18 protein-coding genes and 1 pseudogene are annotated in these 13843 nt (G+C 57.2%); 7 read left to right on the top strand and 12 right to left on the bottom strand.

Going from position 1 to position 13843, the window contains the following annotated elements; genetic code table 11:
• Positions 1–846, top strand: a pseudogene (locus tag GT748_RS14105) (MobA/MobL family protein); the annotation flags it as partial.
• A 53-nt stretch (positions 847–899) separates the two neighbouring features.
• On the opposite strand, the gene GT748_RS14100 reads toward GT748_RS14105, so the two are convergent.
• The 6 genes from GT748_RS14100 to GT748_RS14075 form a co-directional block, all read right to left on the bottom strand.
• The gene (locus GT748_RS14100) at positions 900–1067 is read right to left on the bottom strand and encodes a cysteine-rich KTR domain-containing protein (RefSeq protein ID WP_074141147.1); all 168 of its coding nucleotides are present in this window, start codon (positions 1065–1067) and stop codon (positions 900–902) included.
• Position 1068: 1 nt separating this feature from the next.
• Positions 1069–1461: an arsenate reductase ArsC gene (locus tag GT748_RS14095; RefSeq protein WP_002586621.1), complete on the bottom strand. Its 393-nt coding sequence runs from the start codon at positions 1459–1461 to the stop codon at positions 1069–1071.
• 2 nt (positions 1462–1463) lie between these two features.
• A complete protein-coding gene (locus tag GT748_RS14090; RefSeq protein WP_074141146.1) occupies positions 1464–1844 on the bottom strand; it encodes a thioredoxin family protein in 381 nt (126 codons plus the stop codon).
• Between the two features lie 18 nt (positions 1845–1862).
• On the bottom strand, positions 1863–2876 hold the full coding sequence (locus GT748_RS14085; RefSeq protein WP_072851497.1) for a permease: 1014 nt from the start codon (positions 2874–2876) through the stop codon (positions 1863–1865).
• Positions 2877–2964: 88 nt separating this feature from the next.
• Positions 2965–3273, bottom strand: coding sequence for an ArsR/SmtB family transcription factor (locus tag GT748_RS14080; protein ID WP_002586618.1), 309 nt, complete (start codon positions 3271–3273; stop codon positions 2965–2967).
• A gap of 127 nt (positions 3274–3400) precedes the next feature.
• Positions 3401–3778, bottom strand: coding sequence for a TnpV protein (locus tag GT748_RS14075; RefSeq protein ID WP_002586617.1), 378 nt, complete (start codon positions 3776–3778; stop codon positions 3401–3403).
• 330 nt (positions 3779–4108) lie between these two features.
• On the opposite strand from GT748_RS14075, the gene GT748_RS14070 reads away from it, so the two are divergent.
• From GT748_RS14070 to GT748_RS14055, 4 genes are all read left to right on the top strand, one after another.
• Positions 4109–4759: a hypothetical protein gene (locus GT748_RS14070; protein WP_161213505.1), complete on the top strand. Its 651-nt coding sequence runs from the start codon at positions 4109–4111 to the stop codon at positions 4757–4759.
• 226 nt (positions 4760–4985) lie between these two features.
• Positions 4986–5465 carry a COG2426 family protein gene (locus GT748_RS14065; RefSeq protein WP_021658946.1) on the top strand — a complete coding sequence of 160 codons (480 nt, stop codon included), beginning with the start codon at positions 4986–4988 and terminating at the stop codon, positions 5463–5465.
• Between the two features lie 79 nt (positions 5466–5544).
• Positions 5545–6300 carry a TraX family protein gene (locus GT748_RS14060; protein ID WP_021658945.1) on the top strand — a complete coding sequence of 252 codons (756 nt, stop codon included), beginning with the start codon at positions 5545–5547 and terminating at the stop codon, positions 6298–6300.
• A 210-nt stretch (positions 6301–6510) separates the two neighbouring features.
• A complete protein-coding gene (locus GT748_RS14055) occupies positions 6511–7122 on the top strand; it encodes a hypothetical protein (protein ID WP_244273527.1) in 612 nt (203 codons plus the stop codon).
• A 92-nt stretch (positions 7123–7214) separates the two neighbouring features.
• On the opposite strand, the gene GT748_RS14050 is transcribed toward GT748_RS14055, so the two are convergent.
• A complete protein-coding gene (locus GT748_RS14050) occupies positions 7215–7571 on the bottom strand; it encodes a hypothetical protein (RefSeq protein WP_143161555.1) in 357 nt (118 codons plus the stop codon).
• Positions 7572–7703: 132 nt separating this feature from the next.
• Between GT748_RS14050 and mutY the strand changes: the two genes are divergently transcribed.
• Both mutY and GT748_RS14040 read left to right on the top strand, forming a co-directional pair.
• Positions 7704–8801, top strand: coding sequence for an A/G-specific adenine glycosylase (gene mutY / locus GT748_RS14045; RefSeq protein WP_021658942.1), 1098 nt, complete (start codon positions 7704–7706; stop codon positions 8799–8801).
• The gene (locus tag GT748_RS14040) at positions 8798–9355 is read left to right on the top strand and encodes an NUDIX hydrolase (protein ID WP_021658941.1); all 558 of its coding nucleotides are present in this window, start codon (positions 8798–8800) and stop codon (positions 9353–9355) included. The genes mutY and GT748_RS14040 overlap by 4 nt, the downstream gene beginning before the upstream one ends.
• A 78-nt stretch (positions 9356–9433) precedes the next feature.
• Here the strand turns inward: GT748_RS14040 and GT748_RS14035 are convergent, their stop codons facing one another.
• From GT748_RS14035 to GT748_RS14015, 5 genes are all read right to left on the bottom strand, one after another.
• Positions 9434–9766 (bottom strand): GIY-YIG nuclease family protein, encoded by a 333-nt coding sequence (locus tag GT748_RS14035; RefSeq protein WP_021658940.1) that lies wholly within the window; start codon positions 9764–9766, stop codon positions 9434–9436.
• Entirely contained in the window at positions 9766–10245 is a 480-nt protein-coding gene (locus GT748_RS14030) for a DUF6530 family protein (RefSeq protein WP_021658939.1), read from the bottom strand. The genes GT748_RS14035 and GT748_RS14030 overlap by 1 nt, the downstream gene beginning before the upstream one ends.
• A 999-nt stretch (positions 10246–11244) precedes the next feature.
• Positions 11245–12078: a Cof-type HAD-IIB family hydrolase gene (locus GT748_RS14025; protein WP_044992253.1), complete on the bottom strand. Its 834-nt coding sequence runs from the start codon at positions 12076–12078 to the stop codon at positions 11245–11247.
• A gap of 274 nt (positions 12079–12352) precedes the next feature.
• Positions 12353–13027 (bottom strand): YczE/YyaS/YitT family protein, encoded by a 675-nt coding sequence (locus GT748_RS14020; protein ID WP_044992234.1) that lies wholly within the window; start codon positions 13025–13027, stop codon positions 12353–12355.
• Positions 13028–13110: 83 nt separating this feature from the next.
• A partial coding sequence (locus tag GT748_RS14015; protein ID WP_161222371.1) for a phosphopentomutase occupies positions 13111–13843 on the bottom strand: 733 nt, incomplete at its 5' end.

Genomic DNA, 13843 nt, shown 5'->3' with positions numbered 1-13843 from the left:
TATACAGAACTTATTAACTGCCATATCTCCGATCCTGAGCAGCACTTAAAGGTATTTGATAAAAACAGCGTCTATCTTCCGGCCAAGAAAATCGGCAAAAATAATCCCAAAGAGGACGAAATCAAAGCCGATAATGCCGCAAGGCAGGAATGGAACAGGACAGCGGATATGGCGTTATTATCAGGTATCTCCGAAGCAAAGATTTTAGAAGTCAAGCAGACAGAGATACACGAAAAGGCGAGCCAGTCTATCAAAAGCAAGGGCTGGCTGCCGGGTCTGTTCCGCAGTATCGTAAACAAGGCTAAGGACTTCCTGCAAAACTTAATCCGTGAACACGATATGCCGCCGAAGCCTGTCCTTGAAATAGATATGGCAGAGTTCCGTACCATGCAAAAGCTGATGATAAAGGCGCAGGATAAGGCGAAAGAAATCCGGCATTTGCAGGATACGGTACTTCCGAAGCTGAAACAACAGCTTGCCGATACAAAAGGGATTTTCAAGGGTAAGGAGCGCAAGGCGCTCACAGAGCAGATACAGCGGACAGAAAAGGAAATCGCTGAAAAGCTGGATAAACTGCCCGATGTTCTGAAAGAGGACGGTTATCCCGATGTGCAGGCGTACATGGCAACCTACCGTAAGGCGGAGGCTGTTGTGGAGCAGTTCAATCGTGACCTTGCCGCATGGGAGCAACAGGTCAGGGAAAAACAGAAACCCGCCAAAAAAGAGCAGGCAAAGCCGCCTGAACGAGAGAGCGTGCTGAAACGCCTGCGTCAGCTTCAGGCGGAGGGTAAGCAGAGAAACCAGCCGAGACAGAGAAAGAAATCCTTTGACAGAGACAGCCGATAGGCACGAAAAACCGCCGCTATGGTATCACCCATGCGGCGGCATACATAAAAATCTTATTTGTGTTCTGCAAGCGTGACTTTCATATCCTGAGCATTGATGCTTGTTTCCTTTTTGCACTTCGGACAGTAGAGAGGGAAGTTTCTTAATTCTGTATCTTCCCGTATCATTGTGCGAGTTTTATTGCCGCAGATAGGGCAATATATCCATTCTGTGGCTTTCATGTTACTTTTCTAATTTCAAGTCTTTTATTTTTTGAGATATTCTCTCAATGACCTGTATAAAACATTCATCACTTTTGCCCGTCGGATCGGGAAGTCCCCAATTATCATCAAACGCTCTACCGATATAGGGACAACCGACATCACACCCCATTGAAATCGCAATATCGGGCGTAGGGATTTTATCAATCGTCTTGCTATACTGGCTTTGCTCCATATCTATCCCATAAAGCTGTTTCATAAGCCGCACAGCGTCCTGATTGATTTGTGATTTTGTTTCTGTTCCGGCAGAATAGAAATCAAACTTATCTCCCGCCAAATGTTTTCCAAGTGCTTCTGCAATCTGACTGCGGCAGGAGTTATGCACACAAATAAAGGCTACCTTTTTCTTATCCATCGTTAAAACCCCAGCTTGTGCAGCAGAGCAACCACATCAGCAGCTTTCAAAACCTTACCCATAGCAACAACCTTTTCGTTGACAACAAGGGCAGGCATACTCATAACACCGTATTCCATTACTTTCTGCATATCGGTAATGTATTCGACCTCTACGGAAAGTCCCATATCCTTTACTGCCTGCTTTGTGTATTCAAATTGTTCGTGACAGGATTTACAACCTGCCCCTAACACTTTGATACAGCAGATTTCTCCCTCTTTCAAATCAGGACAGCAATCGTTTGTAATGCTTTCTGCTTCGCTGGCAGCACAACCGCAGCTACAAGCGCAAGCAGGTGTTTTCTTTTCTTCTTCCTTTTTCTTTCCAAAGTTAAATAATGCCATAATAATAACCTCCTAAAATTAAACAATTAAATATTGTATTGCGTTGAAAAGATAGCCTACAATAATAATACCAGCAGCACATATTCCAATGAAAATACCAAGCAGTTTCGGTTTGACCGCCTTGCGAAGCATAATCATTGAAGGGAGCGAAAGCGTAGTAACGCCCATCATAAAGGAAAGGACAACGCCGAGCAAAGCACCTTTTGCAAGCAGGGCTTCTGCAATCGGAATTGTACCGAAAATATCCGCATACATCGGAATACCGACTATCGTAGCAAGAATTACGCCAAACGGATTATTTTCGCCAAGTGCTTTGACAATAAATTCTTCAGGAATCCAGTTGTGAATGAAAGCACCAATGCCCACGCCGATCAGAACATAAGGAGCAACCTTTTTAGCGGTTTCAACAACCTGTTCCCACGCAAATTTCATACGGTCTTTGAAATGCAGTTCCTCCTGCGGAACATCAATCGAGTGACCGTTTCGGATATATTCTTCCACTTGATTATCGAGGTGCAACTTTTCAATTAGCGTTCCGCCAGCCACAGCGATTACCAAACCGAATATTACATATAAAACAGCAACTTTCCAGCCGAAAATACTCATCAGTAAGACAAGGCTTCCGAGGTCAACCATCGGCGAAGAAATCAAAAAGGAGAATGTAACGCCAAGCGGCAAACCTGCGCTTGTAAACCCGATAAACAACGGAATGGAAGAACACGAGCAAAACGGTGTTACCGTACCGAGCAGAGCGGCGATGATATTCGCCCATATTCCGTGAAATCTGCCGAGTATCTTTTTAGCTCTTTCGGGCGGGAAATAACTTTGAATATACGAGATAATCAAAATCAAAACGCCGAGCAGTACCATAATTTTTACAGTATCATAGATGAAAAACTGAACACTTCCTCCTATTTTGCCCGTGGTATCTAAACCGCAAGCGTTCAAAAATGTTTCAATGAGGCGATTCAGCCAGTTCATACCAAGGACTTCATTTTGAAAAAAGTCCCAAATTGTTTTTAGTGTCTCCATAAAAAGCCCCTTTCATATAGTTATATTGAAATATGTCGATTTATCGTCCCGAATATAAGCCGTGCGGAAAAGCAATCAATAAACTTCCTCACTTTTCACAGCACGACTTGTTTTCGCTTTCAACATCAAGTGTTGTCAACTGCCGCAAACATTCTTTTGCCTGCTCCACACCTTTTTCTGAAATAGAATAGTGTGTCCATTTTCCCTCTTTGCGCCCGACAACTATTTCAGCGTCACAAAGAATTTTCATATGGTGGGAAAGCGTAGGCTGCGTGACATTGATTTCTTCTAGCAACTTGCAAGCACATTTTTCACCTGAACGCAGCAGTTTTATAATCCTAATGCGGTTTTCATCACAAAACGCTTTGAAAATTGCCGCAATTCTTTTTTCATCCATCTCTCTCAATCACCTCCTATAGATAAATGTCTATGTGTTATTATATGCAACACATAGAAAAATGTCAATATATTTTTTTGATTTAAGTGAAACAGCGGTAGGAAAACTAAATCCTACCGCTGTCTTCTTATGCAAAGATGATTTCTTTTTCCACAATCTCCTTTGCACACGCCCGTATGTTATTCATTCTCTGTGTCCATTCCAAAGCGTTTTCCGCCTTTAACTGCTCCGTAATACCCTGCACCCGTTTCATCTGCTCTGTGAGCCTTTCCATGCGTTCCTGCGCCTGCCTGTCGATGTCAGCAAGGTAATTGTTCAGTCTGCCGCTTGTGAACAAGGTTATGTAGGTGGCTCGGCGGTATTCTTTCAGATACCGCAAGTGCCGCTGTCCCCACAAACCAATAGGCTGTTCTTTTTCGGCTGGTAAGATAAGACATGGGATATAATAATCTCCTTGCAGTTCATACCACAGACCATTTTTATCATCGTAAATGTACTTGTCCATTGAAAAATCCTCCGTTATAATATATTCGCACATACATCACAGTTCTCCGATTGCCACACTTTGTTATATCTTGTTATGAGATTTTCTTGCCCTTGTATTTGCCCTTATGAGCAATGAGGGAAAGAGTAAACTTGTGTGTAACCGTATAAAGAGATAAGGCAGACACATTGCGATAAATCCTTTATTTTCAAGGCTTTTGGAGGATTTTATTAAAACACTGTAACCTCTGTTGAGAGGTCATAATTTACTGATATTCAAATTAGTATTAGCGGCGGTGTGTGTTATTTTTTGTGGGATTCTGAACATTCTGGACCATGCGATTTTTCTAATGTGTATTTAAATAAATGTACGGTTTCCACACGACCCTTGGATGAATTCTCTGTTCTGGTTCGCTATAATCAAGCTGTAAATATAATTCACTCAGTCTTTTCTAAAAACGAGAAAAGTCTGGAATCCTTAATTAGCCCAATTAGTCCATTTGGATTGCCAACCAAAGTCCGTGGTACAACTAAACGCAAAAACATTTCAGATTTAGTTCTTTATTCGAGCGCAGGGAGAAGTTACATTAATCCTGATAAAGTTCTCAAAGGCAGCGAGTATATAAACCGGTATAAAGTGTTGGTCAGTCAAACCAGTGCCGAACACGCTGGGGAACCAGGAAAAGATGGCTCTTTTCGGATTTTAACAAGTTCGATGCGAGTATTAGAGCCCGGGGAGGTTTGTACACATTCTTACCTTCTTGCAGGACTTTTTGCAACTCGAAACGAAGCAGAAAACTTATTAAGTTATTTGAAAACAAAATTTGTGCGATTTTTAATTTTACAAGCACTAAGTTCTATTCATCTAACAAAATCCACTTTTTCTTTTGTACCCATGCAGGATTTTTCCAAGTCTTGGGTAGATACAGAGCTGTATGAAAAGTATGCTCTGACAGACGAGGAAATTACCTTTATTGAGTCTATGATTAAACCTGTGGAATAAGGTCCCAAAAATCCAGCAGAAGGAAATATACAGTGAGCATACAAGAATTCATCTCAAATTGCTACAATCATACTGATTACAATCTAAATTCAAAGTATCGTCTCGATATTAAAAAGGGTTGTTTCCATCTGCTGGAGCGGTAAAGGGGGAGCCGGCGCGGAGTGCCGGTTCCCCCCTCGGGCCGACCCCGGCCCAGCACTGAATCAATTTAGGAGGATCTCTCTCAATGCTGAAGAAGTATCTGCTCATCTTTTTGATTTCCATGGTCCCGGTGGTGGAGCTGCGGGGCGCCATCCCTTACTCCCAGGTGATGGGGCTGCCCCTCCTCCCCTCCTACATCGTCTGCATCATCGGCAACATGCTCCCGGTGCCCTTCATCTACCTCTTTGCCCGCAAGGTGTTGGAGTGGGGCTCCACCAAGCCGGTGATCGGCAAACTGTTCGCCTGGTTCCTGCGCAAGGGGGAGCGGGGCGGCCAGAAGCTGCAGGCCAAGGCCGGCCGCGGCCTCTTCGTGGCCCTGCTCCTCTTCGTGGGGATCCCCCTGCCCGGCACCGGCGCCTGGACCGGCACCCTGGCCGCCAGCCTGCTGGACTTCGACTTCAAATCCAGCGTCCTCGCCGTCATGGGCGGGGTGCTGCTGGCCGGCGTCATCATGGGGCTGGCCAGCGCCGGGCTGCTGGGGGCCTTCGGCTTCCTCGCCGCCTAACAAGCCACACAGAGGGCCGCTCCGGCTGGCCGGGGGCGGCCCTTCCGTCCGTCAAACTGCAAAAAAGGAGGGAGAGCAGATGCCCCCACCCCGCCGCGCCGCCCTCTCGGGCTTTGGCCTCAAGTGGCTCGCCGTCTGCACCATGCTTGCCGACCACATCGGGGCGGCCATCTTGGAGCCGGTCTTTCTCCTCCCCCTCTACGGCCTCTACGAGGGCGGCGGCGGGGGTCTCCCCGGCTGGTACGGGCCCCTGCTCTTGACAGATATGGCGCTGCGCACCGTCGGGCGGCTGGCCTTCCCCCTCTTCTGCTTTTTGCTGGCGGAGGGGTTTTGCCACACCCGCGACCGGCGGCGCTACGCCCTGCAACTGCTGACCTTCGCCCTCTTGTCGGAGATCCCCTTTGACCTGGCCTTCGCCCTGACCCCCTTTGCGCCGGACTACCAAAACGTCTACTTCACCCTCTTTTTTGGGGTGTTGTCCCTGCAACTGCTGGTCTGGCTGGAGGGGCGAGCGCTGCTCCAGGTGCTGGGGATGGGCCTCTGCTGCCTGGCGGCGGCCGGGCTCTCTGCCGACTACGGGGCCATGGGGGTGCTGCTAGTGGCCCTCTTCTACCTGACCCGGCAGCGGCCGGCGGCGCGGGCGGCAATGGGGTCCGCCGCCCTGCTCTCCCTGGGTGCTTCGGAGCTCCCGGCCCTCTTCTCCTTTCTCCCCATCTCCCTTTACAGCGGTCAAAAGGGGCGGGGGCCCAAGTGGTTCTTTTACTGGTTTTACCCCCTGCACCTGCTGCTCCTCTGGGGGGTCGGCCGCCTGATCGCCCTCGCCCTCAACGGCTAGCGCCAGGGCTTTTCAAACCCTTGTATTCTCCCCTTTCCCGTGATAGGATAAGGGGGCAGCGGCCCCACCCGCAATGAGGCGCCAAACGGCGCGCTCCCAGCCGGTCTAGGGCGCCTGCGGGGCGATGGCCCCATCTTTCTGTCAGAGCAGATGACCCGCCAAACGCGCCCCCGGGCGAGAGAGGGAGAGGAGGAAATGCATTTGTCCACAGTGGAACTCGATTTTCCCGCCGTCACAAAGGATGGCGAAATCATCGGCTACGGCGGCAACCAGGAGTGGTTTTCGCGGGAGTGGCAGCGGCGCGCCGGGTGCGGCAGCGTCACCGGCGCCAATCTGGCCGCCTACTACGCCGCCCGCAGCGGCCACCTGGCCCCCCTCTACCCCGGCCGCCCGGGGGATTTCTCCCATCTCACCTACCTCACCTGCATGGAGGAGATGTACCGCTACATGACCCCCGGCATCCACGGCTATCCCTTTGCCGGCCGCTTTGCGCGGGATTTCGCCCTCTACTGCCGGGAACGGGGCCGTCACGCCCGACCCGTCGGCTGCGGAAAGATGGCCTCGGCCGACGACGGCTTCTCCTTCGTCAAAGAGAGCATCGACCAGGGCGACCCGCTGGCGCTGCTCATCCTCCACCACCGCGCGCCCGAACTCAAGGACGACAACTGGCACTGGGTGACCGTCAGCGGCTACGCCGAGGGGGCGGCGGGGCGGCAGATCCTCCTCTCCGACTGCGGCGAGCGGGGGCTGGTCGGGGCAGACACCCTCTTTGAGGTGCACCCCAAAAACGTCATTCGCATGCTGCGCTTCTCCATCTCGTAGCCGCACAGGCAAAAAAAGGGGGCGCCCCTGCCGCCCTGCTCATGGCGGCAGACGGGCGCCCCCCTCTCTTCAAAGAGGGAAGTCCCTTCCCTTTAGAAGCCCCAACCCGCGTACTGAACGACCACGTCGACCACCGACTCCGACGCCTGCTGGCAGTCCACCAGCGGCACCAGGATGTCCAGCGGGATGGTGGTGGTGCAGCCGCAGGCAGCCGGCGGGACCGGGTTGTAGTAGGTCTGGCTGACGATGTACTCGTGCTCCCGCTCCGGGTCGCGCACCTGCAAAAAGACAAAGTAGTCGTGACCGCAGAGACCCTCGACGTCGATGGTGACGTGCAGTTTCTGCACCGCCACCGGCGCGGGCACGCAGCCGCACACCGACGCGTGCTGACACGGGTTCTGGGGATCGGGCTCCACCGGGCCCAGCGTGGTCTTTAAAATCATACTCACAGCAATTCCTCCTGTCGGGCAGTTCGCCCCTATGTTGACACCCTCATGCTATGCCTGGCCGGGGCAAAGGGTGCCGGGGTGTTGCCGGACGGAAAAAGCGCCGGGGCCCCGCCCCAGAAAGGATGTCGCCCCATGGATCTGCAACCCCTTCTCTCCCCCCTGCCCGACGGCGACTGCCTCGCCCTGCTGCAGGGCGCAGCCGCCCCCCTCCTCGACTGGTACGACCAGAACCGGCGGCCCCTGCCCTGGCGGCTGGACCCCACCCCCTACCGGGTCTGGATTTCGGAAATCATGTTGCAGCAGACGCGGGTGGCGGCGGTCCTCCCCTACTTTCACCGCTTCCTCGAGGCGCTGCCCGACATCCCCTCCCTGGCCGCGGCCGACCCAGAACTGCTCCTCAAACTGTGGGAAGGGCTGGGCTATTACAGCCGGGCGCGCAACCTGCAGGCCTGCGCAAAGGCCTGCATGCAGACGCACGGCGGCCGGCTGCCCGGCGACTACCGGGCGCTGCTGGAACTGCCGGGGATCGGCCCCTACACGGCGGGGGCCATCGCCTCCATCGCCTTCGGCCTCCCCGTCCCCGCGGTGGACGGGAACGTCCACCGGGTCTTTGCCCGCCTCCTCAGCGCCGAGGGGGACATCGCCGCCCCGGCGGTGAAGAGGGCCCTCTTCGACCTGGCGGCGCAGGCCGTTCCCAGCGACCGCCCGGGCGACTTCAACCAGGCGATCATGGACCTGGGGGCCACCGTCTGCCTCCCCAACGCCCTGCCCCTCTGCGCCTCCTGCCCCCTGCGGGAGTGCTGCCAGGCCCTGGCCCGGGAGACCCGCCACTACCTGCCCAACAAGGCGGCCAAAAAGGCCCGCCGGGTCGAAAAAAAGACGGTGGTCCTGGTCATCACCCCCCAGGGGGTCCTCCTCCACAAGCGGCCGGACAGCGGCCTCCTGGCCGGGCTGTGGGAGTTTTTGCTGCTGGACGGGCACCTCACCGCCGCCCAGCGGGGCCAGGCCCTGGCCGAGTGGGGGATCCCCGCCGGGCGGGCCCGCCGGCTCGGTCAGGCCAAGCACATCTTCACCCACGTGGAGTGGCGGATGGAGGGGGTCGCCCTCTCCTGTCCCCCCTTCCCCCCGCCCGCCGGCTGCCGCTTTGCCTCGCTGAAAGAGGTGCGCCAGACCTACTCCCTGCCCGGCGCCCTGCGGGCCTACACCGATTTACTGGAGGAATTGCTTTGAAATTCACCGAACAGCTCGACCACTATACCCCCACCTGCCCGCAGGAGGAGAAGGACCGGGAGGTCATCCTCTCCTACCTGCGCTGCTTTGATGACCTGTTGACCCGCGACAACGAGTTCGCCCACTTCACCGCCTCCTCCTTCATCGTCAACCGGGAGCGGACCAAGACCCTGCTGTGCTACCACAACCTCTACGACTCCTGGGCCTGGACCGGCGGACACGCGGACGGGGACGACGACCTGCTGGCCGTGGCCATCCGCGAGGCGCAGGAGGAGACCGGCGCCCAGACCCGCCCCCTCTACCCCGGCATCTACACCCTGGACATCCTGCCGGTCTGGGGACACGTCAAGCGGGGCCACTATGTCAGCAGCCACCAGCACCTCAACTTCACCTACCTGTTGGAGGCGGACGAGCGCCAGCCCCTGGCCACCAAGCCCGACGAAAACAGCGGGGTGCAGTGGGTTCCCATCGACCAGATGCTCACCTACTCCACCGAGAGGGAGATGCACCCGGTCTACCAAAAACTCATCGACAAGCTGCACCTCTACGGCTGAACAGGCCAAACCACCCGCCCCATCCCAACCGACAAAACGGCTGGGGTGAGGCGGGCGGTTTTTTGGGGGAAACCCCTTTCAGTAAAGGGTCTCGGGCTTCTCTCGCTCCCGCCAGAGTTCGCCCAGGGCCTTCAGGTCCTCCCGAAAGGCCTCCGGCTTCTTTTCGATCTCCTCCAGCTCCACCAGGACAAAGGCCTGGGGGCCGTCGGCGCGCCAGTCGGCCGCCAGTTCGCTGCGGGGGCAGTCCCCCGTCATCTGAAAAAAGGCAAAGCGGTTGCGGGCCCCCTGGGGGTCGGTCTCGGCGAGGATCAGCCGCCGCCCCCTCTTTTGATTCTCAATGGCGTAGACCAGCCCCCGCAGCGGCCGCTCCTTGTAGTCGCGGATCAGCTCTCTTCTGCGCTCCTTCTCCATCAGTACCCCATCTCCTTGAGGATGCGGGCGAGAACAGCAAACCGCTCGCCCAACATCTCGTCGTCCTTGGCGAGGGCATCCTGAAAGAGGCGGATGTCCTCGTCGATACAGGCGTTGTCGGTGCAGACCGAGATCCGCATGGCGTCGCCCTGCAACCCCACCTGGTCCACCGAGGGGTCCTGCTCGTCGTACAGCTTGGGGTAGCGGTAGGCGTCGCGGAAGTACTGCTGGGAGCGGCAGACCAGGATGGCCAGATCCAGCACCCGGTGCAGGGGCAGCTCCTCCGACTGGCGGGACCACTTCTCCCCGGTGTAGCGCCAGACCTTGGCCGAGATGTCCACCCGGCCCCGGTCGTTCCACTGGGCCAGCCCCAGGGAGAGGCCCTTCGCGTCGGTCTCGTAGGCGCGGCGGCCGTCGATATTTTCGTAGTTTTCGGTCACGATGACCGGTTTGTGTTTGAGATTGGTTGGGATCTTCATCTCGTCGCCTCCTGTTCGGTTATCTTTATTTATTTACTAAATTACTAATTTAGTAAATTCAGTGTACACCCCTTTTCCCTTCCTGTCAAGGCCCAACCGCCGGCAGGGCCGGTGGCCCCACATCCGAGGGGCAAAGCCCGACACTTCCAGTCACGCCTCACGGTGCGGGTACCGCCTGCCACCTGCAAGGGACCCTCCCCGTCACCCACAAATCGATCCACCCATTCCCACATTCCCACATCTCACCTGTCCGCCATCTGCCTCCCTCTGCGCTGATTTGCAAGCACATGTATGTGATTGGGATGCCCTTCTGCCCCCGACACCGCGATCCGCTCCCCGTTTCACAACTCCAACTTCCGCCTGTTTTCGCTGTAAAACACCCCCAGCACAAAGGGGATGGGATAGTTGCGGTTCCAACCGATACGCGCCAAGCCATTCTTCCCCCTTCTGCCGTCCTCCTTTTGCACCGCTGGCCGACCGCGCTTTCACTGCGTCAAAAGGGATGTCCACTCCCTCCCCATCGCCGGCGCTTTTCCAAAGGTCCCGGCACAACTGGGGATTTCTTCTACAAAAAAACAAGCGGCTCCCCAAGGAGCCGCCTGTCTCTCAATTTTCTTCCCAAAGTGGGGAAACGCAGAGGGTCTTGCCGCAGCGGGGGCGGGTGACCTCCCTCTCCGGCCCACCCATCTCGTCGGCCCCCCTGCCACATCTCCTGCAAAAAGGCGTGGTCGGCGGTGGAGGGGCCCCCGAGCCCCGAGGGGCGCAGGTGACCGCCTCCCCCCCTCTATCGCCGTCGCCGCCCACGCCAACGGCAGAGCCGCCGGCTGGTCGAGGGTTTGCAACACCCGCGAGTCGCGCAGGGGGATCAGCCCATCCGCCGCCGTAGTCGGCCGCCTCTTCCCCCTTCTGTGGGGATTTTCCTCACCGCCCAGGTGCCCCCTGGGCAGAACAGAGGGGAATTCCGCCTAAAAAGACGGCGCTCCCTCCCTTTCGGCTGCCCTAGCGGGCGCCGATTTCGTCCAGATGCCGCAATATTGCCTGGGAAACGCCGCTCTCGGCGTTGGAGGCGGTGCGGTACCGGGCCGCCTCTTTGGCCTCGGCAGAGCCGTTTTCCATGGCAAAGGACCAGTGGGCAAAGCGGAGCATCTCCAGGTCGTTGTCGGCGTCGCCAAAGGCCATGGCCTCCTCCGGGGCGATGCCCAGCTCGGCGCAGAGGGCCTGCAAAGCCACCCCCTTGTTGCAGCCGGTGGCATTGAGCTCCAAACTGCCGGGGATGGAGGAGGTGCGCACCAGTCCCGCGGTCTGGGCGATGGCCTCCTGTACCTCCTCCTGGGCCCCCTCCGGCAGGTAGAGGCCGTTGATCTTCTCGATCGGCCGCCCCCTCAGCTGCTGCCACACCCCTTGGGAGGGGGTGTTGTAGGAGCGCAGGTCCTCCAAAAAGCCGGGCGAAAGGCCGCACTCCCCCAGCCGCAGAAAGTCGCCCTCCTCTATGTAGCTGCGGCCCCCGGCGTAGAGTTCAAACACCCCGCCCCGCCGCCAGAGCAGCCGGACCACCGGCTCCCAGCAGCCGGGCAGGATCTCCCGCACCGGCTCCACTTCGCCGGTGTCCGCCCGCCGCAGGGCCGCCCCGTTGGAGAGGATGGCGTACTGGGCCACGGCAATCTGCTCCGCCGCGTCGGCCAGGGCCTGCCAGGTGCGCCCGCTGGCGATGGCCACCACCGCCCCCCTGTCTCGGGCCAGCGCCAGCGCCTCCCTGTCCCGGCGGGAGACCCCCTTGTGGTCATCCCCCAACAGGGTGCCGTCCAAATCGGTGACGATCAGTCGTATGCCCATCTCGTTTCCCTCCACACGCTCGTTCTCTTCGACCATTATACCACAAGCGCGCAACGCGCGCAGCGGTATCGGCCGTCGGGCAGGGGACAAACGACGTTTGCGCATCTCCCATCTGCCCGGCCATCCCCGGCATCACGGCTGCAAAGCGGCCGTGATACCCCACACCATTGCCCCGCCCCTGTCATCCGGACGGCGGGCACAAAAAGGGGGCGGTGGGAGCAAATCCGCTCCCGCCGCCCCATCTAGGGGTAAAGTAAAGTCCAACCGAAAAGGGCTACTGCCCCTCTTCCTCCACCGCGTAGACCTGGGGGGGACCCATCCCCGCCAGCTTGTAGACCATGGGGGTCAGCCGCGGCTTGAGGAGGTCGACCCCCTTGCCCACCAGGAGGATGCTCACCAGGGTGCCAAAGCCCCAGGGCGCCTTCATCAAAAGCGCCAGGGCAAACATGACGGCGTAGATGATGTAGAGGCCGATGCCGTAGGTCTTTTTGAGCATCCGCTCCCCCACCGTGAGGGAGAGCATGTCCAGCGCCTGAATACCCAGGTCGATGGGCAGGTAGTAGGCCAGGGCCAGGGTGATGAGCAGGTTGCCGATGACCGGGTAGAGATAGGCCACCCAGCTGGTGGCAAACTCGGCCCCCGCGATCGAGCGGATGACCCCGTTGAAGAAGTTGATGCAGGGCCCGGTGCAGAAGGCAAAGATGACAGAGCCCACATTGACCATCTTGCGGTCGATGAAGATAAAGGCCACGACGATGGAGACGTTGCAGATCATCGACACATCCCCCACCTGGAGGCCGCTCAGGTTGCCGATCCCCTGCTGAAAGGCGGTAAAGGGGTCGCTGCCCAGGTTGCCAAAGACGCAAAGGGAGATCCCCAGCGCCATCAGCGGCACCGCCGGGAGCATGACCAGCGTCCGCCGCAGGTACCCCTTGACTTGATCACTCACGTTTTTTCCTCCCCCCGCCTGCAAAAACTCCCCTGCAGTGTGAGACACCGCAGAGGAGTTTATAACTCAGGTGGTGTTTTTGCCTATTTGCTGATCTCGGACAGGAAGCTGTTGCCTTCGACATCGGCCTTGACGCCCAGGTGCTCGGCAACGGTGGCGGCAATGTCGCAGAAGCCGTAGCGGGTACCCAGGTCGACGCCCGCCTTCACAGAGGGGCCGTAGGCCAGCATGGGCACATACTCGCGGGTGTGGTCGGTGTGCTTGGTGTAAGCCGGGTCACAGCCGTGGTCGGCGGTGATGATCAGCAGGTCGTCCGGGCGCATCCCCTCCATGAACGCGGCGATCTGGCCGTCGAAATCGGTGGCTGCCTGGGCGTAGGCGTCCACGTTGCGGCGGTGGCCGTAAGCCATGTCGAAGTCCACCAGGTTCAGGAAGCACAGGCCATCAAAGTCGCGGCCCTGCATCTGCATCAGTTTGTCCATGCCGTCGTCGTTGCTGACGGTGCGGTTGGACTCGGTCAGCCCCTGCTCGGCGAAGATGTCGAAGATCTTGCCGATGGAGATGCACTCCTTGCCGCTCTCTTTGATGTAGTCGAGGACGGTCTTGCGGGGGGGCTTGATGGAGAAGTCGTGGCGGCGGGAGGTGCGCTTAAAGGCCCCCGGCTCCCCGACAAAGGGGCGGGCGATGACCCGGCCCACGGCGTGTTTGCCCTTGAGGATGTTCCGGGCGATCTCGCAGTAGCGGTAGAGCTCTTCCACCGGGACGATATCCTCGTGGGCGGCCACCTGGAACACGCTGTCGGCAGAGGTGTAGACG

Origin of the sequence: Bittarella massiliensis (ex Durand et al. 2017) (genome assembly GCF_009876955.1) — a bacterium.
Lineage (GTDB): Bacteria > Bacillota > Clostridia > Oscillospirales > Ruminococcaceae > Bittarella > Bittarella massiliensis.
The sequence above is the reverse complement of the archived record's forward strand: the minus strand, read 5'-3'. Positions and strand labels throughout refer to the sequence as shown.

Coding starts and splice junctions, on each gene's coding strand:
- GT748_RS14030 (WP_021658939.1), bottom strand. CDS start 10,245: ATGAAGATCCCAACCAATCTCAAACACAAACCGGTCATCGTGACCGAA.
- GT748_RS14060 (WP_021658945.1), top strand. CDS start 5,545: ATGCCCCCACCCCGCCGCGCCGCCCTCTCGGGCTTTGGCCTCAAGTGG.
- GT748_RS14100 (WP_074141147.1), bottom strand. CDS start 1,067: ATGAAAGCCACAGAATGGATATATTGCCCTATCTGCGGCAATAAAACT.
- GT748_RS14035 (WP_021658940.1), bottom strand. CDS start 9,766: ATGGAGAAGGAGCGCAGAAGAGAGCTGATCCGCGACTACAAGGAGCGG.
- GT748_RS14065 (WP_021658946.1), top strand. CDS start 4,986: ATGCTGAAGAAGTATCTGCTCATCTTTTTGATTTCCATGGTCCCGGTG.
- GT748_RS14075 (WP_002586617.1), bottom strand. CDS start 3,778: ATGGACAAGTACATTTACGATGATAAAAATGGTCTGTGGTATGAACTG.
- GT748_RS14085 (WP_072851497.1), bottom strand. CDS start 2,876: ATGGAGACACTAAAAACAATTTGGGACTTTTTTCAAAATGAAGTCCTT.
- GT748_RS14025 (WP_044992253.1), bottom strand. CDS start 12,078: ATGGGCATACGACTGATCGTCACCGATTTGGACGGCACCCTGTTGGGG.
- GT748_RS14080 (WP_002586618.1), bottom strand. CDS start 3,273: ATGGATGAAAAAAGAATTGCGGCAATTTTCAAAGCGTTTTGTGATGAA.
- GT748_RS14095 (WP_002586621.1), bottom strand. CDS start 1,461: ATGGATAAGAAAAAGGTAGCCTTTATTTGTGTGCATAACTCCTGCCGC.
- GT748_RS14090 (WP_074141146.1), bottom strand. CDS start 1,844: ATGGCATTATTTAACTTTGGAAAGAAAAAGGAAGAAGAAAAGAAAACA.
- mutY (WP_021658942.1), top strand. CDS start 7,704: ATGGATCTGCAACCCCTTCTCTCCCCCCTGCCCGACGGCGACTGCCTC.